Origin of the sequence: Saccharothrix obliqua (assembly GCF_019375475.1) — a bacterium.
In the GTDB taxonomy this organism is placed as follows: domain Bacteria; phylum Actinomycetota; class Actinomycetes; order Mycobacteriales; family Pseudonocardiaceae; genus Actinosynnema; species Actinosynnema obliqua.
Genome location: NZ_JAHXGQ010000002.1, coordinates 318,021 through 341,205, shown reverse-complemented (window position 1 = coordinate 341,205; position 23,185 = coordinate 318,021). Strand labels below are relative to the sequence as shown.

18 protein-coding genes are annotated in these 23,185 nt (G+C 70.6%); 13 read left to right on the top strand and 5 right to left on the bottom strand.

The annotated features are described in order from the left end of the window. The first annotated feature begins 48 nt into the window (after positions 1–48). Entirely contained in the window at positions 49–843 is a 795-nt protein-coding gene (locus KZQ38_RS07540; RefSeq protein ID WP_308258297.1) for an SGNH/GDSL hydrolase family protein, read from the top strand. Here KZQ38_RS07540 and KZQ38_RS07535 read toward each other — a convergent pair. From KZQ38_RS07535 to KZQ38_RS07515, 5 genes are all read right to left on the bottom strand, one after another. Beyond that, complete coding sequence (locus KZQ38_RS07535; protein ID WP_219439912.1) at positions 836–2,560, bottom strand: ArnT family glycosyltransferase; 1,725 nt, start codon at positions 2,558–2,560, stop codon at positions 836–838. The genes KZQ38_RS07540 and KZQ38_RS07535 overlap by 8 nt on opposite strands. Continuing rightward, positions 2,557–3,747: a bifunctional glycosyltransferase family 2/GtrA family protein gene (locus KZQ38_RS07530; protein WP_219439911.1), complete on the bottom strand. Its 1,191-nt coding sequence runs from the start codon at positions 3,745–3,747 to the stop codon at positions 2,557–2,559. The genes KZQ38_RS07535 and KZQ38_RS07530 overlap by 4 nt, the downstream gene beginning before the upstream one ends. A 38-nt stretch (positions 3,748–3,785) precedes the next feature. Further along, positions 3,786–5,528, bottom strand: coding sequence for an ArnT family glycosyltransferase (locus KZQ38_RS07525; RefSeq protein ID WP_219439910.1), 1,743 nt, complete (start codon positions 5,526–5,528; stop codon positions 3,786–3,788). Positions 5,529–5,592: 64 nt separating this feature from the next. After that, positions 5,593–7,011, bottom strand: a complete 1,419-nt coding sequence (locus tag KZQ38_RS07520; RefSeq protein ID WP_219439909.1) for a sensor histidine kinase — start codon at positions 7,009–7,011, stop codon at positions 5,593–5,595. Then, entirely contained in the window at positions 6,989–7,717 is a 729-nt protein-coding gene (locus KZQ38_RS07515) for a response regulator transcription factor (RefSeq protein ID WP_219439908.1), read from the bottom strand. Before KZQ38_RS07515 ends, KZQ38_RS07520 begins: the two co-directional genes overlap by 23 nt. A gap of 367 nt (positions 7,718–8,084) precedes the next feature. Between KZQ38_RS07515 and KZQ38_RS07510 the strand changes: the two genes are divergently transcribed. From KZQ38_RS07510 to KZQ38_RS07455, 12 genes are all read left to right on the top strand, one after another. After that, on the top strand, positions 8,085–8,738 hold the full coding sequence (locus KZQ38_RS07510) for a hypothetical protein (RefSeq protein WP_219439907.1): 654 nt from the start codon (positions 8,085–8,087) through the stop codon (positions 8,736–8,738). Between the two features lie 104 nt (positions 8,739–8,842). Next, a complete protein-coding gene (gene mug / locus KZQ38_RS07505) occupies positions 8,843–9,382 on the top strand; it encodes a G/U mismatch-specific DNA glycosylase (protein WP_219439906.1) in 540 nt (179 codons plus the stop codon). A 7-nt stretch (positions 9,383–9,389) separates the two neighbouring features. Further along, positions 9,390–9,623 carry an RNA-binding S4 domain-containing protein gene (locus KZQ38_RS07500; protein ID WP_219439905.1) on the top strand — a complete coding sequence of 78 codons (234 nt, stop codon included), beginning with the start codon at positions 9,390–9,392 and terminating at the stop codon, positions 9,621–9,623. A gap of 706 nt (positions 9,624–10,329) precedes the next feature. Continuing rightward, positions 10,330–11,778: a sugar transferase gene (locus KZQ38_RS07495; protein ID WP_219439904.1), complete on the top strand. Its 1,449-nt coding sequence runs from the start codon at positions 10,330–10,332 to the stop codon at positions 11,776–11,778. 154 nt (positions 11,779–11,932) lie between these two features. Continuing rightward, complete coding sequence (locus KZQ38_RS07490; RefSeq protein WP_257900955.1) at positions 11,933–13,006, top strand: Gfo/Idh/MocA family protein; 1,074 nt, start codon at positions 11,933–11,935, stop codon at positions 13,004–13,006. Then, a complete protein-coding gene (gene rfbC / locus KZQ38_RS07485) occupies positions 13,003–13,605 on the top strand; it encodes a dTDP-4-dehydrorhamnose 3,5-epimerase (protein WP_219439903.1) in 603 nt (200 codons plus the stop codon). The genes KZQ38_RS07490 and rfbC overlap by 4 nt, the downstream gene beginning before the upstream one ends. After that, positions 13,602–14,597 carry an NAD-dependent epimerase/dehydratase family protein gene (locus tag KZQ38_RS07480; RefSeq protein ID WP_219439902.1) on the top strand — a complete coding sequence of 332 codons (996 nt, stop codon included), beginning with the start codon at positions 13,602–13,604 and terminating at the stop codon, positions 14,595–14,597. The genes rfbC and KZQ38_RS07480 overlap by 4 nt, the downstream gene beginning before the upstream one ends. Next, a complete protein-coding gene (locus KZQ38_RS07475) occupies positions 14,594–15,709 on the top strand; it encodes a DegT/DnrJ/EryC1/StrS family aminotransferase (protein ID WP_219439901.1) in 1,116 nt (371 codons plus the stop codon). The genes KZQ38_RS07480 and KZQ38_RS07475 overlap by 4 nt, the downstream gene beginning before the upstream one ends. A 316-nt stretch (positions 15,710–16,025) precedes the next feature. Further along, on the top strand, positions 16,026–20,846 hold the full coding sequence (locus tag KZQ38_RS07470; protein ID WP_219439900.1) for a DUF4082 domain-containing protein: 4,821 nt from the start codon (positions 16,026–16,028) through the stop codon (positions 20,844–20,846). A 43-nt stretch (positions 20,847–20,889) separates the two neighbouring features. Further along, a complete protein-coding gene (locus KZQ38_RS07465; protein WP_219439899.1) occupies positions 20,890–21,537 on the top strand; it encodes a NeuD/PglB/VioB family sugar acetyltransferase in 648 nt (215 codons plus the stop codon). Continuing rightward, the gene (locus tag KZQ38_RS07460; protein WP_219439898.1) at positions 21,534–22,628 is read left to right on the top strand and encodes a DegT/DnrJ/EryC1/StrS family aminotransferase; all 1,095 of its coding nucleotides are present in this window, start codon (positions 21,534–21,536) and stop codon (positions 22,626–22,628) included. Before KZQ38_RS07465 ends, KZQ38_RS07460 begins: the two co-directional genes overlap by 4 nt. Continuing rightward, a complete protein-coding gene (locus KZQ38_RS07455) occupies positions 22,625–23,185 on the top strand; it encodes an acyltransferase (protein WP_219439897.1) in 561 nt (186 codons plus the stop codon). The genes KZQ38_RS07460 and KZQ38_RS07455 overlap by 4 nt, the downstream gene beginning before the upstream one ends.

Sequence of the window (23,185 nt, the reverse complement as noted above, 5' to 3'; positions counted from 1 at the left end):
TCCGCCGCCTGTTCCCGGGTGGACACGTCGCTGCGCGATGGTCGTCGCGTGGCCAAAGCGGTGCGAAGCCTGGTGGTCCTGGGCGACTCGACCACGGTCGGTGTCGGCGACCCGGTGCCCGGCGGGTGGCGCGGGGTCGGCCCGCTGCTCGCGGCGTCCTTCCCGGGAGCGCGCTACCTGAACCCGTCGGTCACCGGCGCGCGGGTCGCGTCGGTGCGGTTCGAACAGCTCCCGCGGGCGCTGGCGGCGTGCCCGGACGCGGCGGTGCTCCTGGTCGGCATGAACGACACGCTGCGCGCGGACTTCGACCCGGTCCGGCTGCACGAGGACCTGGACGCCGTCGTGGGCGGGCTGGTCGCGGCGGGCGCGGCGGTGGTGACGGTGCGGTTCCACGACCACAGCCGCGTGTTCCGGCTGCCGGGCGCGCTGCGGCGGGCGTTGTCGGCACGCATCGCCGAGCTGAACGAGGTGATCGACGTGGTCGTGCGGCGGCACGGCGTGGCGTGCGTCGACCTGGACCTGCTCGACGGCGCGTACGACCTGGGCACGTGGGCGGTGGACCGGTTGCACCCGTCCGAGCTGGGGCACCGCCGGCTCGCGCGGGCGTTCGCGGACCGGTTGGCGGAGCAGGGCTGCGAGGTGGTGCGACCGGTGAGCCTGGTGTGCACGGGCGGCATCCGGATCACACCCGCGCACCACGCGGCGTGGCTGGTGTTCAAGGGCGTCCCCTGGCTGTGGCGGCGGGGTCGGGATTTCCTGCCGCTCGCCGCGACCGTGCTGTACCGGTCGTGGACGGGGCGGTCCGCTACCGAGGCGAACCACCCCGCCCAGCGGGTCAGCTGAGCCGGTGGACGGTCGTGCCGCCGACCTCCGTCGCCGGGAAGTTGTCGGCGACCCAGTCGGCGATGTCGCCGCCGCCCATGCCGCGCCCGGCGACGTAGTAGCCGATCCGGCCGTCCCGCACGTACCGCTGGAACTGCTCCAGCGTGGGCGCGGGGTCGCCGCCGCTCCAGCCGCCGATGCCGATCACGGCCTTGCCGCTGGCCAGCGCCAGCCCCGCCGCGCCCTGCGCGCTCTCGGTGGCGGCGGCCCACGTGCCCGTGGTGGCCTTGAGCAGTGCGACCAACTCGTCCGGCGTGCCCGGCTCGCCCACCGGGTCGGCCCGGTAGCTCTCCGGGCCGGACATCGGGATGGACCCGCCGTGGGGGGTTGCCGCGGTGGCGACGCCGAACGCCGCCGACGACAGCAGCGCCGTGCCCGCGGCGAGGGCGGCCGTGCGCCGCGCGCCCATCACGACCGCCGTGGTGACCAGGACGGTGAGCACGAGCACCGCCCACCGCAACCACGGCGCCCAGTCGGGGAACCGGGCGAGCAACGCGAAACCCCAGAACCCGGCGGCCCCGACCAGCACGGCCAGTGCCACCCGCACCGGCAGGTGCGCCCGCCCGCGCCACATCTCGCGGCCCGCGATGGCCACGATCGCGGCCACGCCGGGCGCGACGACCACCGTGTAGTACGGGTGCGTGATGCCGGTCATGAAGCTGAACACCAGGCCGTTGCCCAGCACCCACAGGCCCCATAGCAGGAGCGCGGCACGCGTGCGGTCGGTGCGCGGCGCGTGCCTGGTGAACCACAGCCCGGCGACAAGACCGACGACGGCGGCCGGGAGCAGCCACGACACCTCCGCGCCCATGCTCGCGCCGAACAGCCGGTCGACCCCCGTCGCGCCGCCGAACCCGACGTTGCCGGTGCCGACCGCGATACCCCTCCCGCCGCCGAAGATCCGGCCGAGCCCGTTGTAGCCCATGGCGAGCTGCCACAGCGAGTCGTTCGCCGAGCCACCGATGTAGGGCCGCGACCCGGCCGGCCACCACTCCACCAACGCGATGAACCACCCCGCCGACACCACGACCGCGAGTCCCGCGCACATCAGGTGCAGCACCCGCCTGCCGAGTGGAGCCGGGGCCGCCACCAGGTAGGCGACGGCGAACGCGGGCAGCACGAGCAACGCCTGCCCCATCTTGGTGAGGAAGCCGAACCCCACGGCCACCCCCGCGAGCGCCAACCACCGCCACGACGCGACTTCAACGGCCCGCACCGTGCAGTACGCACCCGCCACCAACAACAACACCAGCAACGCGTCCGGCAGGTTGAACCGGAACATCAACACCGCCACCGGCGTCAACGCCAGCACGACACCCGCGATCAACCCGGCCGCGAAACCGGCGACCCGTTTCACGGCGAGGTGCAGCAACCACACGGCCAACACGCCCTCGACCGCCTGCGGCCCCAGCACCGTCCACGACGAGAAGCCGAAGACCCGGGCGGCCAACCCGGTCACCCACAACGCCGCGGGTGGTTTGTCGACCGTGATCACGCCGCCCGCGTCGAGCCCGCCGAACAGCCACGCCGTCCAGCTCTCCGCGCCCGCCTGGGTGGCGGCGGCGTAGTAGGTGTTGCCCCAGCCGGAATCGGCGAGGCCCCACAGGTACAGCGCGGCGGTGCCGGCGAGCAGGGCGACCAGTGCCCACGACCGGCGCGGTGCGGTGATCGCGGTCATGAGCCGGCCCCCGTGTTCCGGAAGACCCAGTTGCGCAGCAACAGGAACCGCAGGACGGTGGCGAGCAGGTTCGCGCCCACGACGGTGACCACTTCGGCCGTGCCGCCGAACCGGTGCAGCAGGGCGAGCGAGCCGCTGGTCAGCGCGAGTCCCAACGCGAACACGACGAGCCCTTCGAACTGGTGGCGGCCGATGTGCCGCCCTCCGCGCACGCCGAACGTGAAGCGGCGGTTCGCCGCCGTGTTCGCGATCGCGGTCACCAGGAGCGCCACCAGGTTCGCGCCCTGCGCGCCCAACCCGCCCCGCAGCACCACGAACAGCAGCAGGTACGCCAGCGTGCTGGCCACACCGACCGCCGCGAACCGCACGAGCTGGCGGAACAAGCCCTCCGGCACGCCGGGCGTCGCGGGTTCCAGCGGTGCGCGGCCGAGCTGCGCACGCAGCTCGGCGATCGGGATGCGCCCGGTCAGCAGGCCGCGCGCCACCCTCGCCACGCCCTTGAGGTCGGCGATCGCCGTGGCCACGACGTCCACCCGGCTGTCCGGGTCGTCCACCCAGTCCACGGGCACCTCGTGGATGCGCGCGCCGGCCCTCTCCGCGAGCACCAGCAGCTCGGTGTCGAAGAACCACCCGGTGTCCTCGACGTGGGGGAGCAGCCGGCGTGCCACGTCCGCGCGGATGGCCTTGAACCCGCACTGGGCGTCGGAGAACCGGGCGGCCAGCGCGCCGCGCAGGATCAGGTTGTAGCAGCGCGAGATGAACTCGCGGCGCGGCCCGCGCACCACCCGCGCGCCCCGCGCCAGGCGGCTGCCGATCGCCACGTCGGAGTGGCCGGAGAGCAGCGGCGCGACCAGCGGGGCGAGCGCGGCGAGGTCCGTCGACAGGTCGACGTCCATGTACGCCAGGACTTGCGCGTCGGACGCCGACCACACCGCCGACAGCGCCCGCCCGCGCCCCTTGTCCGGCAGGTGCACCGAGACCACCTCGGGGTACTCGGCGGCGAGTGCTTCGGCGACCTCCCGGGTCCGGTCGGTGCTGGCGTTGTCGGCGATGGTGATCCGGAACCGGTAGGGGAACGTCCCGGTCAGGTCCGCGTGCAGCTTCCGCACGCACGGCGCGAGGTCGCGTTCTTCGTTGTAAACGGGGACCACCACGTCCAGCGCGGTGGTCAACGTCGCGAGTGGCATGGCGCCAGCGTCGGGTTCCCGGCTGGGCGGCACGTGTGTCACCGCTGTGCGCCTGCTGTGAGGTCGTAGACCTCGACGCCGTCCACTTCGACCGGTGTGAAGTTCTCCCGGACCCACGCCACGATCCGCTCCGCCGCGTCGCTGCCCGTCTCTGCGGGCATTCCGGCGCCGCCGACGAACCAGTGGACCTGTCCACTGTCGACGTACGACCGGAACTCGGCCAACGTCGGCGCGGGGTCGGTCCCGTTGAACCCGCCGACGGCCATCACCGGCGCCCCGCTGCCGAGCTGGTAGCCGGCCGCGTTGTTCGACCCGACCGCGGCGGCGGCCCACCGGTACCGGCCGCTGTTCTCCCGCAACAGCTCCACCAGCGCGGGTCCCGGTTCGGGTGCGCTCAGCAACCCGCCGGTGAAGCCGACGAAACCGACGCGCGGCCCGGCGCTCGGGATCGCGCCGGAGTGCGGCGTGGCGGCGGTGGCGACCGAGTACGCGCCGGGTCCCACCAGCGCGGCCACCATTGCCACCGGCACCACCAGCGCGGCAGGCGCGGCGGCGGCGAGGAACAACCCCACCGCGCCGAGCAGGCCCAGCACCAGCACCGCCACCGCCAGGGCGGTCGACCAGCCCAGCAACAGCAGGTAGCACTGCAACGCCGTCACCGCGAGCGCCCCGGCGAGCGCGGCCGCCGCGACCGGGTCCTGCCGCCGTCGCCACAACGCCACCGCGCCGATACCGATGACGGCGCCGATCGCCGGAGCGAGCGCCACCGTGTAGTACGAGTGGATGATGCCGCTCATGTAGCTGAACACGGCCCCGGTGACGACCAACCACCCTCCCCACAACGCGAGCCCGACCCGTTCCCCCCGCCCTCCGGCCGCCCGGAACCCGGCGGCCAGCAACACCAGGGCGGTCGGCAGCAGCCAGGCGATCTGACCGCCCATCTCCGCGCCCAGCAACCGGTTCCACCCGGTGACGCCCCACCCGTTGCCACCGCCGACGCTGCCGATCTCCTCACCGGTCAGGCGGCCCAACCCGTTGTAGCCGAGGGCGAGTTCCAGCACGCTGTCGCCCTGCGACCCACCGATGTGCGGCCGGCTGCCGGCAGGCGTCAACTCGACCGCGAGCACCCACCACCCACCCGCCACCACCACGACCGCCAACGCGATCCCCGAATGCCACACCTTCCGCGACCAAGCAGCCGGCGCGGCCACCAGGTACACCAGCCCGAACACCGGCAGCACCAGCAGGGCCTGCCCCATCTTGGTGAGGAAGCCGAACCCCACGGCCACCCCCGCGAGCGCCAACCACCGCCACGACGCGACTTCGACGGCCCGCACCGTGCAGTACGCACCCGCCACCAACAACAACACGAGCAACGCATCGGGGTTGTTGAACCGGAACATCAACACCGCCACCGGCGTCAACGCCAGCACGACACCCGCGATCAACCCGGCCGCGAAACCGGCGACCCGTTTCACGGCGAGGTGCAGCAACCACACGGCCAACACGCCCTCGACCGCCTGCGGCACCAGCACAGCCCACGGCGAAAGGCCGAACAGCCGAACGGACAGCCCCATCACCCACACCGACGCGGGCGTCTTGTCGACGGTGATCGAGCCGGCCGGGTCGGTGGCCCCGAAGAACCAGGCCGACCAGCTCTGCGCACCGGCCTGGGCGGCGGCGGAGTAGTAGGCGTTGGCCCACCCGGAATCACCGAGCCGCCAGAGGTAGAGGACCGCCGTAGCGGTCAACAGCAGCAGGAGGAGGAGTCGCGCTCGCATGTGCCGCAGCCAACCGCCCACACCCGGGTGCGCCTTGTGCCCGACCTGTGCCCGGCCTGTGCGCCTATCCCGGCAGCCGCACCGTGAACGCGGTCCGCCCGGACCGCCTCACCAACCCCACTTCCCCCCGGTGCGCCGCCACCACGGCCGCGACGATGGACAACCCCAACCCCGTGCCACCCGCCGCCCGCGACCGCGAGGTGTCCCCCCGCGAGAACCGCTCGAACACCGCCAACCCGGCAGGAACTCCCGGCCCGTCGTCGGCAACCTCCAACAAGCCGTCACCGCCACCCACCCGCAACGTCGTAGTCACCGTCGTACCCGCGGGCGTGTGCACCCGGGCGTTGGACAGCAGGTTCACCAACACCTGTCGCAACTTGTGCTCGTCACCCACCACGACCACCGGTTCCGGTGGCAGGTCCAGCTTCCAGTCGTGGTCCGGCCCGGCGATCCGGGCGTCGCTCACGCAGTCCACGACGACCCGCGACAGGTCGACCGGTTCCCGCGCCAAGGGCCGCCCCGCGTCCAACCGGGCCAGCAACAGCAGGTCCTCCACCAGCGACGTCATCCGGACGGCCTCGGACTCGACGCGCCGCACGGCGTGCGCGACCTCCGCCGGCACGTCCCCTCCGCGCCGCCGGGTCAGCTCGGCGTACCCCCGGATGGCCGCCAGCGGGGTCCGCAGCTCGTGACTGGCGTCGGCCACGAACTGCCGCACCCGCGTCTCACTGCTGTGCCGGGCGGCCAACGCGTCGCCGACGTGGTCGAGCATCCGGTTCAACGCCAACCCGACCTGCCCCACCTCGGTATCCGGATCGGTGTCGACGGCGGGCACCCGCTCAGCCAGGGCGACCTCCCCCCGGTGGAGGGGCAGCTCGGCCACCCTCCCCGCCGTGGCGGCAACCCTTTCCAACGGGCGCAGCGTCTTCCGAATGATCAACGCGCCCGCCACCGAAACCGCTACCACCCCGGCCAACGCCACACCGCCCACGATGAACCCCATCCGCAGCACCGCGGAGTTCACCTCGGCCAGCGGCAACCCCGTGACCACGCTGCCGTCGGGCGTCTTCACCGCCAGGACCCGGTAGTCGCCGAGTTCGCGGCCCAGGTCCACGCTGCGCGGGACGGCGTCGGTGGGCACGGCCGCGAGCGCGTCGACATCACCGGACGGCAGGTCCTCGGGATCGCCGCCGCCGGGCCGGATGCGCGCGCCGTCGACACCCGAGCCCCGGAAGAACACGACCAACGTGCCCGGCCCGAACCCGGGCCGGTCCAACGGGTTGATGCGCATCCCGGGCAGCGGCGGCGCCACCCGACCGGACACCTCGTAGAGCTGCTCGTCCAGCCGATGAACCTGGAAGTCACGCAACGCGAACACCGTCACGACCCCGATCCCCGCGCACACGATCGAAATGAGCACGACCTGCTCAACGATCAACCGGACCCGCAACGACCACCGCTTAGGGTGCAGGCTTGAGGACATACCCCGCGCCCCGCATCGTGTGAATCATCGGCGACCGCCCGGCGTCGATCTTCTTGCGCAGGTAGGAGATGTACAGCTCGACGATGTTCGCCTGCCCCCCGAAGTCGTAGCTCCACACCCGGTCCAGGATCCGGGCCTTGCTCAACACCCGCCGGGGGTTCCGCATCAGGAAGCGCAGCAACTCGAACTCCGTGGCCGTCAGCTCAACCGCCACCCCGCCCCGCCGCACCTCCCGCGTGTCCTCGTCCAGCACCAGGTCCCCGACCACCAGCTCCGACCCGGCGGAAGCCTCGGCGATCCCCGTGCGCCGCAACAACGCCCGCAGCCGCAACACGACTTCCTCCAAGGAGAACGGCTTGGTGACGTAGTCGTCCCCACCGGCGGTCAGCCCGGCGATCCGGTCCTCCACGGCATCCTTGGCGGTCAGGAAGAGAACCGGCAACCCGGGCACCCCGGCCCGCAGCCGCCGAAGCACCTCAAGCCCGTCGAAATCGGGCAGCATGACGTCCAGCACCACCACATCGGGCCGGAACCGACGCGCCACCCGAACCGCCGAAGACCCGTCCAACGCGGTCCGGACCTCCCACTTCTCCATCCGCAGAGCCATCGACATCAACTCGGCCAAAGTGGACTCGTCATCCACGACAAGCACCCGAACCGCACTACCGTCGGCCCGCCGAAGCTCAGGAGAAGGAACCGCACCCATAGCCAAACCCTGCAACCCAAGGTTGAACTTTTCCTGTGCCAACCCTGTGCACCACCTGTGAACTCCCCACCCCCACCGCCCACCTCCAGTGCAGTGCAGCCGCACACACCAGTCCCCCCGTCGTGTTCTCCCCGTATGGCCTGCGCGCCAGCGAACCGCGCTCGTTCCCTGGGCGCAAGCACGCTTTTCGCTTGCGCCCAGGGAACGAGGGTGGTTGTCTCCGACCAGGCCATACGGGGAGAACACGACGGCGCTCTTGAATGTTCTTCTTGGTGGTCTGCCAAGCGGCGAGCGTCGTTTTTCACCCACAGCCCTCTCCCACTCACAACACAGCCGTCTCACAGCAAGCCGGGCCACCGTGGGTCACATGACGACCGATCCCGAGACCCCGACCTGGGGCGAGGCGCAGGAAGCCCCTGAAACCGACAAGAACAACCGCTGGTCCAAGCGCAAGACGCTGGCGGCGATCGCGGTCGCGGTGGGCATCGCCGCCGTGGGCGGCGGGGTCATCTACGCAGCCGGCAACTCCGACGCGGCCCAGATGGGCATGACCGGCCCACGGGGCGGTGGCGGCATGATGATCATGGGTCCGGGGCCTTTCGGCGACACCGCTCACGGCCAGTTCCAGAACGGCGAGATCACCGAGGTCACCGACTCTTCCATCACGCTCAAAAGCACCGACGGCTACACCCGCACGTACCAGGTCAACAGCAAGACCACGGGCTTGGGCAGCGTGGCAAAGGGCGACTCCGTGATGCTCGTGGCCAACAACGAGGGTGTCGCGACGTCCGTAATAAAAGGGGGGTCGCGCCCGGGTGGTGCGGGGCAAGGTCGGGGTGACACAGACCAAAACCGCGAAGGGTCAGGCCAAGGCCGAGGCGACGCAGGCCAGAACCGCGAAGGGGCGGGCCAAGGTCGGGAAGAGGTAGACCAGGACCGCGAAGGAGCGGGCCAAGGGCAGGACCGCGAAGGGGCAAGCCAGGGCCGGGGTGACGCAGACCAGGACCGGGGAAACAGGTAGGGGTTTAACCACCGCCCAGGATGGGCAGGAACGCGGGGAGCGCCGGCAACGCGCTACAACTGTCCACCAATGAACCACACCCAAGACCCCCAGGTGATCATCCGATGATCCTCCCCGACGTGATCGCCCCCAACCTGGACGTCCTCTTCTGCGGCATCAACCCGGGCCTTCTGTCCGCCTCTCAAGGCCACCACTTCGCACGCCCGGGAAACCGCTTCTGGCCCGCGCTGCACCGCTCAGGCTTCACCCCCCGACAGCTGAAACCGGCGGAGCAGGCGGAACTGCTCACCCACAACCTCGGCATCACGAACCTCGCACCACGCCCCACCTCCCGAGCCGACGAGCTGTCGGCGGCAGAACTGCGGGCCGGTGCGGTGGTCCTCGCGGAGACCGCCGCCACGTACCGGCCGAAGGTGGTGGCGGTGGTCGGCATCTCCGCCTACCGCACCGCGTTCAGCCGGCCGAAGGCGCGGGTCGGTCCCCAGCCCGAGCGGATCGCCGAGTCGCGGTTGTGGTTGTTGCCCAACCCGAGCGGCCTCAACGCGCACTACCAGCTGGATGACCTGACCGCGTTGTTCGGGGAACTGCACGACACGGTGGTCAACACCCCACCGCTCGGCCCACCCGCACCCCCTGCGCGATGATGTGGGGATGCGCATCCGCGAGGTGGAGATCTCCGACGACATGATCAGGCTCGGCCAGTTCCTCAAGCTGGCCGGTCTGGCGGAGAACGGCGCGCACGCGCGCGAACTCGTGGAGGACGGCGAGGTCACGGTCAACGGGCGCGTCGAGTCGCGCCGCGGCGCGCAGCTGCACCACGGCGACGTCGTCGCCATCGGCGACGACAAGGCGCGCTTGATCACTTCTCCTCCTGCTCAGCGTTGACCGCTCTCCTCACCACGCCGGACCCCGGGTCCGATCCCGCCCTTCAACACCGCGTCGAACACCTCCGACCGACGTGAATCCCGTCACTCCACACCCGCCGCCAAATCATTCGGCCGACCTCCGGCCACGAGTGGGCGGCCCGTTGCGCCAAATAGCCGCACCCACCCCTTGAATGGGTGATGGCGCGTCACCTCCTGCCCACTCCGGACACCCGCGCGCAGCCCTTTGTGGACCGCCGCGCACCCAATTCGACTTCAATCGGAATGGACCTGTAACGCCGGCCGTTCCAAACCCGATGATCCTCTCCACCCCGCACGTCGTCCCACGATCCGGGAGCACGCGGCGCACCTCCGGACACTGTGGACGACCTCCACCGGTAACTTGCAGGGCTTTTCCCGGTTACTCGTGCGGTAACCCCAGGTCACCTCACGACGCTCCACCGTGCCGACCCGAGCGACCTCCGCTTTCCCGCCACGACAAGCGGTTCGCGCGTGTGTAACGCGCCGCCCCGGCAGGACGAATCACGGTTTGCCGAGGCGCGAAGAATGTGCGCCGACAGCGCTTTCTCCACCACACCACGCGCGGGATGCCCTGCGATGTTGCACGTCCGCCGATCCGGGGGAGCACAGTGATGAGCGAGCAGGTCCAACCCACGCGACTCGTCGCTGGGTCAGCCGCCACGCCAAGCTCTCACAGCTCAACCCACATGCAGAACACGACACAGACCACCTCTCGCCCCACCCAGCCCACCGTCAGCTCCTGGGAACCGGCCTACCGCTACGGCGTCATGGCCGCCGACGTGCTGTGCACCGTGCTGGTGGTGCTGCTGGCCGGTGCGATCCTCTCCGCGAACCACATCGGCTACGGCCCGCTGCCCCTGCTCGTGCTGGAAGCGGTGACGGTCGCCGTGGTCGTGGGATCGCTGGCGCTCAACCGCGTCTGGCACACCGCGGTGCTCGGCCAGGGCGCGGAGGAGTTCCGCCGCCTGGGCCGGGGCCTGTTCGGCTCGGTCGTCGCGCTGGGCCTGGGCGCTCTGGCGGCCGGTATGCCCGGCGCGCGGCTGTGGGTGTTCGTGGTCGGGCCCGCGGTCGCGCTGGTGGCCTTCCCCGTCCGGTACGCGTTGCGCCGCCCGCTGCACCGGGCGCGTGGCGAGGGCAGGTGCCTGCTGCCGGTGCTGGCGGCGGGCAACGTGGACACCGTCAAGGACCTGATCAGCCGGACCCGCCGCGCACCGCACCTGGGCTGGCGGGTGGACGCGGTGTGCACTGTGGACGGCCGCGCGGAGATCGGCGTCGAGCTGGACGGCATCCCGGTCGTGGGACGGTTCGGTGAACTGGCCGAGCAGGTCCGCCGGGGCGGCTACCGGATCGTCGCGGTCACGCCGGACACGTACTGGACGCCGCGCCGCCTCCAGCAGCTCGCCTGGGACCTGGAGGGCACCGGCACGGAGATGGTCGTCGCTCCCGCCCTCATGGACTTCGCCGGACCGCGGCTGCACGTGACGGGAGTGCTCGGGATGCCGTTGCTCCGGGTGAGCGAACCGTCGTTCACCGGGTTCCGCCGGGTGGTCAAGGCGTTGGTGGACAAGGTGGGGTCGTTCCTGCTGGTCTGCCTGCTCGCACCGGTGCTGCTGGCGGCGGCGGTGGCGATCATGGTCGACACCAGGGGGCCGGTGCTCTACAAGCAGCGGCGGGTCGGCAAGGGCGGCAAGCCGTTCACCATCCTCAAGTTCCGCACCATGGTCACCAACGCGGACAACCTGCGAGCCCGGCTCGAATCGGTGAACGAGGGCGCGGGGGTGTTGTTCAAGATGAAGCGCGACCCCCGGGTCACCCCGGTGGGCCGGGTGCTGCGGCGTTACTCGGTGGACGAGCTGCCGCAGCTCTTCAACGTGCTCGCGGGCTCTATGTCGCTGGTCGGCCCGCGCCCGCCGCTGCCGGAGGAGAGCGCGAAGTACGCCCCCGACGTGCGCCGCCGCCTGATGGTCAAGCCGGGGTTGACCGGGTTGTGGCAGGTGTCGGGGCGCAGCGACCTGTCGTGGGAGGAATCCGTGCGGCTGGACCTGCGCTACGTCGAGGACTGGTCGCTGGCCTTGGACGCGTTGATCCTGTGGAAGACCTTCCGCGCCGTCTTCGGCGGCCAGGGGGCGTACTGAGGTGGGGTCCGAACTAGAGGCCAAAGATCAGCCACCCGACGCAGCGGCCATGGGGCCTACCCGTACAGATCAGCCGGCCGACACAACGGCCGAGGAGCCACCCGGCGCAGCGGCCATGAGGCACACCGACACGGCGACCAAAAGGCTTACCGACATGAGGAGCGAGATGGACCAGCCGATCGGCATCGCCGTCATCGGCGCCGGCTACTGGGGGCCGAACCTGGTGCGCAACGCCCAGGCCACCCCCGGCCTGAAGCTGCGCTACCTGTGCGACCTGGACACCGAGCGCGCACGCCGGGTGCTCGGCGACTACTCGACGGTGCGGGTCTCCGGCGACCTGGAGGAGGTCCTGGCGGACCCGGAGGTCGACGCGGTCGCCATCGCGACACCCGCCGCCACCCACCTCCCGGTCGCCCTGGCGGCGTTGCGCGCCGGCAAGCACGTGCTGGTGGAGAAGCCGCTCGCGGCGGGCTACGAAGCCGGGCGGGAGCTGGTGGCGGAGGCCGAGTCGCGCGGGTTGACGCTGATGCTCGACCACACCTTCGTCTACACGCCGACGGTGCAGCACCTGCGTGCGCTGGTGCGCGGCGGCGAGATCGGCTCCGTGCAGTACCTGGACTCCGTGCGGGTGAACCTGGGACTGGTCCAGCCGGACGTGGACGTGTTCTGGGACCTCGCGCCGCACGACCTGTCGATCTTCGACGCGATCCTGCCGGACGGCGTGCGGGTGACCAGGGTGTCCGCGCACGGGTCGGACCCGATCGGCGCGGGCCGGGCGTGCATCGGGCACCTGACGCTGGAGCTGTCCGACGGCGTGCTGGCGCACGTGCACGTGAACTGGCTGTCGCCGACCAAGATCCGCACCATGATCGTGGGCGGCTCGCGGCGCACCGTCGTCTGGGACGACCTGAACGTGGTGCAGCGGCTGTCGGTGCACGACCGCGGCGCGGACCTGATCGAGGGCGACGAGGCACGCACGCAGGCGATCGTGTCCTACCGGCGCGGCGACACGGTGGCGCCCGCACTGCCCGAGCGGGAAGCCCTGCGCGGCGTCATGGCCGAGTTCGCCGCGTCGATCGGCGAGAAGCGGGCACCGCTCACCGACGGCTGGTCGGGGCTGCGGGTGCTGGCGATCCTGGAGGCGGCGTCGGCGAGCTTGGCCGCCGGCGGCGAGTTTGTCACGGTGCGGGACGTTCGTCCGGCGGAACTGGAAGAGGCGGTTGCATGACTGGGGTATCGACCCCGAAGCAGGGCATGGACATGACGGTCACGCCGACCGGCATCGAAGGCGTGTTCGTGATCCAGCCGGAGTGGTTCGAGGACGAGCGCGGCTTCTTCTTCGAGTCGTACAGCAAGCGCCGCTGGGAGCAGCACGGCCTGCACCTGGACTTCGTGCAGGACAACCACTCGCGCTCGTCGCGGGGCGTGCTGCGCGGCTTCCACTTCCAGACCGGCCTGGCGCCGCAGCACCGGCTGGTCCGCTGCACGGTCGGCGCGATCTGGGACGTCGTCGTGGACCTGCGGGTCGGCTCGCCGACGTTCGGCCGGTGGTACGGCATCGAGCTGTCCGCCGAGAACCGCACCCAGCTGCTGATGGGCCCGGAGTTCGCGCACGGCTTCGCGGTGCTCTCCGACGTGGCCGAGGTGCAGTACAAGACCACCGGCTTCCACAACCCGGCCGCCGAGGGGCTGCTGGCGTGGAACGACCCGGACGTGAACGTGCCGTGGCCGATCGCGGAACCCACGCTGTCGGCGAAGGACAGCGCGAACCCGAGCTTGGCCGACTACCTGTCCGACCCGGCTTTCCACTACGGAGAATCAGCGTGAACCTGCGTGACGCACGTGTCCTGATCACCGGCGGCGCGGGCCTGATCGGCTCGACCATCGCCGACCAGCTGCTCGACGAGGGCGTCGGCGAGATCGTCGTGCTGGACAACCTCGTGCGCGGCCGGGTGGAGAACCTGGCCGGGCCGCTCGCCGCGGGCAAGGTGCGGTTCGTCGAGGGCGACCTGCGCGACCTCGCGGCCGTCAAGTCCACGATGGACGGTGTGGACCTGGTGTTCCACCAGGCGGCCATCCGCATCACGCAGTGCGCCGAGGAGCCGCGGCTGGCCCACGACGTGCTGGCGACCGGCACGTTCAACGTGCTGGAGGCGGCGGTCCAGGCCAACGTGACGAAGGTGGTCGCGGCGTCCTCCGCGTCCGTGTACGGCCTGGCCGAGGTGTTCCCCACCGAGGAGAACCACCACGCCTACGCGAACCGCACGCTGTACGGCGCGGCGAAGGTCTACAACGAGGGCCTGCTGCGCAGCTTCAACGAGATGTACGGCCTGGACTACGTGGGCCTGCGGTACTTCAACGTGTACGGCCCCCGGATGGACGTCTTCGGCGTCTACACCGAGGTCCTGGTGCGCTGGATGGAGCGGATCGCCGCGGGCACGCCGCCGCTGATCCTCGGCGACGGCAGCCAGACCATGGACTTCGTCTACATCTCGGACATCGCCCGCGCGAACGTGCTGGCCGCGAAGTCCGACGCGACCGACGAGGTGTTCAACGTCGCCTCCGGTGTCGAGACCAGCCTCGCGCAGCTCGCCGACGCGCTGCTGGAGGTCATGGGGCGCACCGACCTGCGGCCGGAGCACGGCCCGGAGCGCAAGGTGAACGCGGTGCCGCGCCGGCTCGCGAGCACCGCGGCGGCCCGCGCCAAGCTCGGGTTCGAGGCCACCGTTCCGCTGCACGAGGGGCTGAAGAACCTGGTCGAGTGGTGGCGCGTGGAAACCGCCGCCGGCAACCCGAACCTGCGAGGAGCGAAGGCATGATCCCGATCACCCGCTTGTACGTCGGCCGGGAAGAGGCCGACGCCGCCGCCGAGGCGGTGCTGTCCGGGTGGCTCTCGGTCGGCCCCCGCGCGGCGAAGTTCGAGGAGCTGGTGGCCGAGCAGGTGGGCGCGCGGCACGCGGTGAGCGTGAACAGCGCGACGACCGGCCTGCACCTGGCGCTCGCGGCGCTCGGCATCGGACCCGGCGACGAGGTGATCTGCCCGTCGTTCACGTTCATCGCGACGCCGAACTCGATCCGCTACACCGGTGCCACGCCGGTGTTCGCCGACATCGACGAGCGCACCTACAACATCGACCCGGCGCACGTGGAACGGCTGATCACCCCGCGCACCAGGGCCATCATGCCCGCGTCGCAGATCGGCCTGCCCGCGGACCTGCCCGCGCTGCGGGAGATCGCCCGCGCCCACGGCCTGCACCTGGTGGAGGACGCCGCGCCCGCGTACGGCGCGACCATCGACGGCGTGCGGCTGGGCACGATCAGCGACATCACCGTGTTCTCCTTCGACGCGCGCAAGATCCTCACCACCGGTGAGGGCGGCGTGGTCACCACGGACGACGCCGAGGTGGCGGCGAAGCTGAAGGCGTTGCGCGCGCACGCGGCGTCGATCTCCACGCTGGCCCGGCACACCTCCACCGCGGTGATCGCGGAGAGCTACGACGAGGTCGGCTTCAACTACAAGATGACCGACATCCAGGCCGCGGTGGGCGTGGTGCAGCTGGGCAAGCTGGACCACGTCGTGAAGACGCGCCGCGCCCTGGCGGCCCGGTACGACGAGCTGCTGGCGGGCAACGAGGCCGTGATCCGGCCGCACGAGCCGGCCGGGTTCGGGCACGTGTACCAGTCGTACCTGGTGCGGTTGCCGAAGCACGAGCGGATCGACGTGATGAACGCGATGGCGCAGCGCGGTGTCGCCACTCGGCGCATCACGGCGTGCCACCTGGAACCCGTGTACCACGCGGGCGACGCGACGCCCTCGCTGCCGGTGACCGAGCGGGTGGCGGCCGACCACATCCTCCTCCCGCACTTCGTGGGGCTGACCGACGAGGAGCAGGACCAGGTCGTCGCGGCGCTCGACGAGGCCACCGCTTAAGAGCGTCCAGCAAGAAAGCACACACCGAGAAGCCACACACCGAGAAGCCACACACCGCGAAACCGCGCACCCAGCGGCCACATCGCACCGTCATCCCCCCGGTGGCCGGGAGCAGATCCCGGCCACCGGGTATCACCATGCCCGTCGTGATCACGCAGAGTCACCTACGGGATGGTGCTTCGGTAATGTCATCCAAATGAGATCCGTGCTGTCGTAACGGCTTAATGAGTTCAGGCGACGATCGGAGCAATAAGGTTGCACTACGGGGAGTAGTGCTGGCCGCACTACGGAGTGCGTTCGAGGAGTTGAGTGGTCGATGACGTCGCCGGTAAGACGTCTGGTCAGGGGCTTGTGCGCGGTGTTGGTGGTGACCGGTTGCGTCACCCCCCTTGTCGTCCTCACCGCCACGGTCGCGAACGCCGCGCCGTGTGACGCTCCGGTCGTCAACAAGGTGTTGTGCGAGAACACGAAACCGGGGACCCCGGACTGGCAGGTGTCGTCACGCGACGACTCGATCCTGGGCTACACCACGGACATCAGCGCCACCCCCGGTGGCCAGGTGGCGTTCAAGATGCTCACCAACGCCTCGTCGTACACGCTCGACATCTTCCGGCTCGGCTGGTACGGCGGTGTCGGCGCGCGCCAGGTCGGCTCGGTTTCCCGCCACACGCCGCAGAACCAGCCGCCGTGCCTGCGTGACACGCCGTCCGCGTTGATCGACTGCGGCAACTGGGCCGTGTCGGTCACCTGGGACGTCCCGGCCGACGCGGTGTCCGGCATCTACTACGCCCGCGTCACCCGCAACGACAACGGGCTCCGCAACGAGATCGTCTTCGTGGTCCGCGACGACACCAGCCGGTCCAAGATTTTCTTCCAGACGTCGGATGCGACGTGGGTGGCGTACAACCGGTACGGCGGGAACTCGTTGTACTTCGGTGATGGGCCTGGTCAGGGTGGTCAGGCGTACAAGGTGAGTTACAACCGGCCGTACACGGGTGGGGACGGGGATGAGAACTTCATCTTCAACGCGGAGTACCCGATGTTGCGGTTCCTGGAGCGCAATGGGTACGACCTGAGTTACACGACGGATGTGGACAGCGCGCGGCGTGGGCACCTGATCAAAAACCACCAGGTCTTCATGGCGGTGGGTCATGACGAGTATTGGTCGAACGAGCAGCGGGCGAACGTGGAGGCGGCGCGGGACGCGGGTGTGCACTTGGCGTTCCTGACGGGTAACGAGGTCTTCTGGAAGACGCGGTGGGAGAAGAGCATCGATCCGTCGCGGACGGATTGGCGGACGGTGGCGTGCTTCAAGGAGACGAAGGGCACGCAGAACGACGGTCTGGCGGATTGGACGGGTACGTGGCGTGATCCGCGGTACAGCCCGCCGCAGGATGGTGGTCGGCCGGAGAACGCGTTGTTGGGCAACATCTTCACGGTGAACGGTCGTCGGGACGATTCGCTTCAGGTTCCGGCGGCGTACGGGAGGATGCGGTTGTGGCGGCACACGTCGTTGCAGAGCATGGCCGCGGGCAGCACGTACACCTTCCAGCCCGGCACCCTCGGCTACGAGTGGAACTCGGTGGAGGACAACGGCTACCAGCCCGCGGGCGTCGGTCAGTTCTCCCGCACGACGGTCGCCATGCTCGACGGTCCGTACGTGCTCCAAAACCACGGCGACTACTACACGCCCGACACCAAGACCCACGCCATCACCTACTACAAGTACCCGTCGGGCTCATTGGTGTTCGGTGCGGGCACGGTGCAGTGGGCGTGGGGTTTGGACGATGAGCACGCGTTCCTGACCAACACGCCGACGTCCGATATCCGGATGCAGCAGGCGACGGTGAACCTGCTGGCCGACATGGGTGTCCAGGCCGCGTCCTTGATGCCGGGTCTGGTGCAGGCCGCCGGGATCACCGACAAGACGCCGCCCACCGTGACCTACACGAACGTCCCGGCCCTCTCGTCGGTCGGTCAGCCCTACACGTTCTCCGGCACCGTGACCGACAGCGGACAGGTGACCGGGGTCGAGGTGTCGACCGACGGCGGCGTGCGCTGGCACCCCGCGGTGTGGCAGGCCGGGCAGACGTCGTGGAGCTACACGTACACGCCGCCGCAGTCCGGTCCGGCGCAACTGCGGGTCCGCGCGGTGGACGACTCGCTGAACCTGTCCACGCCCGTCTCGGCGTCCCCCGGCGTGGCGACGCGAACCTGCCCGTGCGGCATCTGGACCGACGGCGACACCCCGAAGAACCTCGACATCCTCGACGGCTCCGCGTTGGAGCTGGGCGTGAAGTGGCGGGCGAACACCGACGGGTACGTGCGTGGCGTCCGCTTCTACAAGGGGCCCAACAACTCCGGCACGCACACCGGCACGCTCTGGACCTCGACCGGCCAGCAACTGGCGACCGGCACGTTCACCAACGAGACGGCGTCCGGCTGGCAGACACTGCTGTTCCCCGTGCCCGTCGCGGTGTCGGCCAACACCACCTACGTCGTGTCCTACCTGTCACCCACCGGACACTTCTCGGCCGACACCGAATACTTCAGCCGCCGGTCCAAGTACCTGGAACCGCTGACGGCCCTGCAAACCGGTGTGGACGGTCCCAACGGCGTGTTCCGCTCGGGCGCGGGCTTCCCCGACCGACCCGGCGCGGAGGACAGCAACTACTGGGTGGACGTGGTGTGGGCGCCGGACCCCGGCCCCGACACGCGCGCACCGGAGCTGGTGAGCACCAACCCGTTGGCCGGCGCGTCGAGCGTCGCCCTCACGCCGGCGGTCAGCGCGACCTACGACGAGGCCGTCAACCCCGGTTCGGTCCAGTTCACCGTGCGCGGCCCCGGCGGGATCGCGGTCGCGGGCACGCCATCGGTGACCGGTGACGGCAAGACCGTGCGGTTCACGCCGAACGCGGCGTTGGCCGCGGGCACGGCGTACACCGCCTCGTTGCGGGTCAAGGACGCGGCGGGCAACCAGACCGCGTTGTACAACTGGACGTTCACCACGGGCTCGAACCGGCCCGCCACGTGCCCCTGCACGGTGTGGGACGACTTCGCGGTGCCCGCCGAGCCGAGCGCGAACGACGCCAACCCCGTCGAGGTCGGCACCAAGGTCCGGTTCAACGGCAAGGGTGAAGTGCTCGGCGTCCGGTTCTACAAGGGCGCGGGCAACACCGGCACGCACAAGGGTTCGCTGTGGTCGTCCAACGGCCTGCTGCTGGCGACCGGCACGTTCACCGGTGAGACGGCATCCGGTTGGCAGACCCTGACGTTCCCCTCACCGGTCGTCGTCCAGGCGAACACGACGTACGTGGTGTCGTACTACGCGCCGAACGGCCACTACGCCGTGACACCGGGCTACTTCGACGGGCAGAGCGCCAGTTACGGCGCGATCCGCGCGTTGTCGAACGGCGCGGACGGGCCGAACGGGCTCTACCGGTACGGCGCGGGCGGCGGGTTCCCGAACGCGTCCTTCAACGCCGCGAACTACTGGGTCGACGTGGTGTACCGCAACGGGCTCAACGGCGACACGACGCCGCCGACGCTGAACACCCGCACGCCGAACGCGGACGCCACCAACGTGGGGTTGAACTCGTCGTTGGCGCTCGGGTTCTCCGAACCGGTGGACCCGGCTTCCGCGCAGGTCTCGCTGACCGACCCGGGCGGCGCCAGGCTGACCGGCGCGGTGTCCCTGTCCGGTGACCAGAAGACGCTGACCTGGACCCCGTCCGGCGCCTTGAAACCGAACACCCGGTACACGGCGAGCGCGTTGGTGGCCGACGTCAACGGCAACGCGATGACGTCCACGGCGACGTGGTCGTTCACCACGTCCACCAACGCGTCCTGCCCGTGCTCGCTGTTCAGCTCGGCGACCGTGCCGACGGTGACGTCGGCGGACGACGGCGGTGCGTACGAACTGGGTGTCCGCTTCAGCCCCACGCAGAGCGGGCAGATCACCGGCATCCGGTTCTACAAGGGCGAGGGCAACACCGGCACGCACACCGGGTCGCTGTGGTCCTCCGCCGGTGTCCGACTCGCCACCGGCACGTTCACCGGTGAAACGGCGTCGGGGTGGCAGACCCTGACGTTCGCCACACCCGTGACCGTCGCGCCCGGCCTGACCTACACGGCGTCGTACTTCGCGCCCAACGGGCACTACTCGATCGACCACGGCTACTTCCAGGCCACCGGCGTCGACGCGCCGCCGCTGACCGCGCCGCGGACCGGCGAGGGCAACCCGAACGGCGTGTACCAGACCGGCGGCGGGTTCCCGACCACGTCGCACCAGGGCAACAACTACTGGGTCGACGTGCTCTACACGCCCAACAGCGACACGACGCCGCCCGTCAGCACCGGCCACACGCCGCTGACGGACGCGGTCGACGTCCCGCCGACCACACCGGTCACCGCGACGTTCGACGAGCCGGTCGACCTGACCAACACGGTGTTCTCGGTCGCCGACCCGGGTGGCGCGACGCTCGACGGCACGCTGACCCGCTCGCCGGACCAGCAGACGGTGGTGTGGACACCGGCCGCGCCGTTCGCCCCGTCCACCAAGTACACGGTGCGGGTGCGGGCCGCCGACACCGGCGGCAACATCATGGCGACGCCGCTGACGTGGTCGTTCACCGCGGCCGGGGCGACGACGTGCCCGTGCTCGTTGTTCAGCTCGGCGACCGTGCCCACGGTGCCGTCGGCGGACGACAGCGGTCCGTACGAGTTGGGCGTGCGGTTCACGCCCGCGGTGGACGGGTTCATCACCGGGGTGAAGTTCTACAAGGGCAACGGGAACACCGGCACCCACACCGGAACGGTGTGGTCCGCGGGTGGGGTCGCGCTCAAGACCGGGACGTTCAGCGACGAGACGGCGTCCGGGTGGCAGACCCTGACGTTCGCCTCGCCGTTGGCGGTCACCGCCGGGACGTCGTACGTCGCGTCCTACACCGCGCCCAACGGGCACTACGCCGTGAACCACGGGTACTTCGCGGGATACGGCGTCGCGTCGGAGGTGTTGGCCGCGCCTGCCACCGCGGAGGGTGCGCTGAACGGTCTCTACCGGACCGGGTCGGGATTCCCGGACAACAGTTACCAGGGCAACCACTACTGGGTCGACGTGGTGTTCTCGACGGGGTGACCGGGGCACGGACCGGTTCGTGGAGCAGAGAGAGCGGGGAAGCGTGACACGGCCGTTGTTGTTGGTCGGTGGCGGAGGGCTGGCACGTGAAGTGCTGGCCGCCGTCCGCCTCCTGCCGGAGTGGCACCCGCTGGGCGCGTTGGACGACGACCCGACCCGGCACGGCGCGGACCTCGACGGCCTGCCCGTGCTCGGCGGTTCGGAGCTGGTGCACGACATGCCCGACGCCGCGGTGCTGGTGTGCGTCGCCAGCGCGCGGCGGCCCCTCGGCCGGATGAACGTGGTGCGGCGGCTGGGCCTGCCGGATGACCGGTGGGCCACCGTCGTGCACCCGGCGGCGTCCGTGCCGCCGGGCAGCGCGGTGGGACCGGGCACGGTCCTGCTCGCCGGGGTCGTCGTGACGACGCCGCTGCGCTTGGGGGCGCACGTCGTCGCGATGCCGCACGTGCTGATCACCCACGACGACGAGGTCGGCGACGGTGTCACGTTCGCCGGCCGCGCGTCGCTGGGCGGTGCGGTGCGCGTCGGGGAAAGCGCCTACCTCGGACAGGGTTCCGCGGTCCGGGAAGGCGTGGCGATCGGCGCGGGGGCGGTCGTGGGCATGGGCTCGGTGGTGCTCACGGACGTGCCCGCGGGTGAGGTCTGGGCGGGGGTCCCCGCCCGACGACTGCGAGAGGGGAGCGGTTCGTGAACGAGGTCCCGCTGGTCGACCTGCGTGCGCAACACGCGCAGGTCGCCGAGGAAGTCGCCGACGGGTGGGCCGAGGTGCTCAAGACGACGGCGTTCATCAACGGCAGGCAGGTCGCCGAGTTCGAGGCGGCGTTCGCCGCCTACCAGGAGGTCCCGCACTGCGTCGGCGTCGGCAACGGCACCGACGCCGTCGAACTGGCGTTGCGGGCGCTGGACATCGGCCCCGGTGACGAGTGCGTGCTGCCCGCCAACACGTTCATCGCCACCGCCGAAGCCGTCGTGCGGGCCGGTGCGACGCCGGTCCTGGTCGACTGCGTCGCCGAGACCGGGCTGATCGACCCGACCCTGGTGGCCGACGCGATCACCCCGCGCACCAGGGCGATCCTGCCCGTCCACCTGTACGGGCAGGCCGCGCCCGTCGAGGAGCTGCGGTCGTTCGGCGTGCCGGTCGTGGAGGACGCGGCGCAGGCCCAGGGCGCGCGGCGGCACGGCGTGGCCGTCGGCGGGCTCGGCGACATCGCGGCGACCAGCTTCTACCCCGGGAAGAACCTGGGCGCGTACGGCGACGGCGGCGCCGTGCTGACGCGGTCGGACGAGCTGGCCGCGACGGTGAGGCTGTTGCGCGAGCACGGATCGCCGCGCAAGTACGAGCACACCGTGGTCGGGTTCAACAGCCGGTTGGACACCCTCCAGGCCGTGGTGCTGTCGGCGAAGCTGCGTCGCCTCGAAGGGTGGAACGAGCAGCGGCGCGCGGCTGCCACGCGGTACACCGAGCTGCTGTCCGGCGTGGCCGGCGTAGCCACCCCGGTGGTGCTGGCGGGGAACCTGCCGGTGTGGCACCTGTACGTGGTGCGCGTGCCCGACCGGGACCGCGTGCTCAAGGCGTTGCACGAGGCCGGGATCGGTGCGGGTGTCCACTACCCGACGCCGGTGCACCTCACCGATGCGTTCGTGTCCCTGGGGCACGCCGAGGGCGATTTCCCGGTGAGCGAGGGTCTCGCCGACGAGATCATCTCGCTGCCGCTGTTCCCCGAGATCACGGCAGCGCAGCAGGAGCGGGTCGTGACGGCGTTGGTGGAGGCGGTTCGGTGAGCGTGTTCGTCCACCCCAAGGGGTTGTGCGAGAGCGACGACGTCGGCGACGGCACGCGCGTGTGGGCTTTCGCGCACGTGCTGCCCGGCGCGCGTGTCGGACGTGACTGCAACATCTGCGACAACGCGTTCGTGGAGGGCAAGGCGGTGCTCGGGGACCGGGTCACCGTGAAGAACGGCACGCTCGTGTTCGACGGGGTGGTGTGCGAGGACGAGGTGTTCCTCGGGCCGAACGTGTTGTTCACCAACGATCTGCGGCCTCGGGCGGCCATTCGTCGTGGTGGGGACGAGTTGTTGTCCACCGTGGTGCGGCGGGGCGCGTCGTTGGGGGCCGGGACGGTGGTCGTGTGCGGGGTCGAGATCGGGGAGTACGCGTTCGCCGCGGCCGGGTCGGTGGTGACCAAGGACGTCGTGGCGCACTCGTTCGTCGCCGGGAACCCCGCGCGGCACAAGGGGTGGGTGTGCTCTTGTGGTCAGCGGTTGGACGACGCGTTGGTGTGTTCGGGGTGTGGGGAGCGGTACGTGGAGGGGGACAAGGGGTTGGTGGCCGCGGGGTGA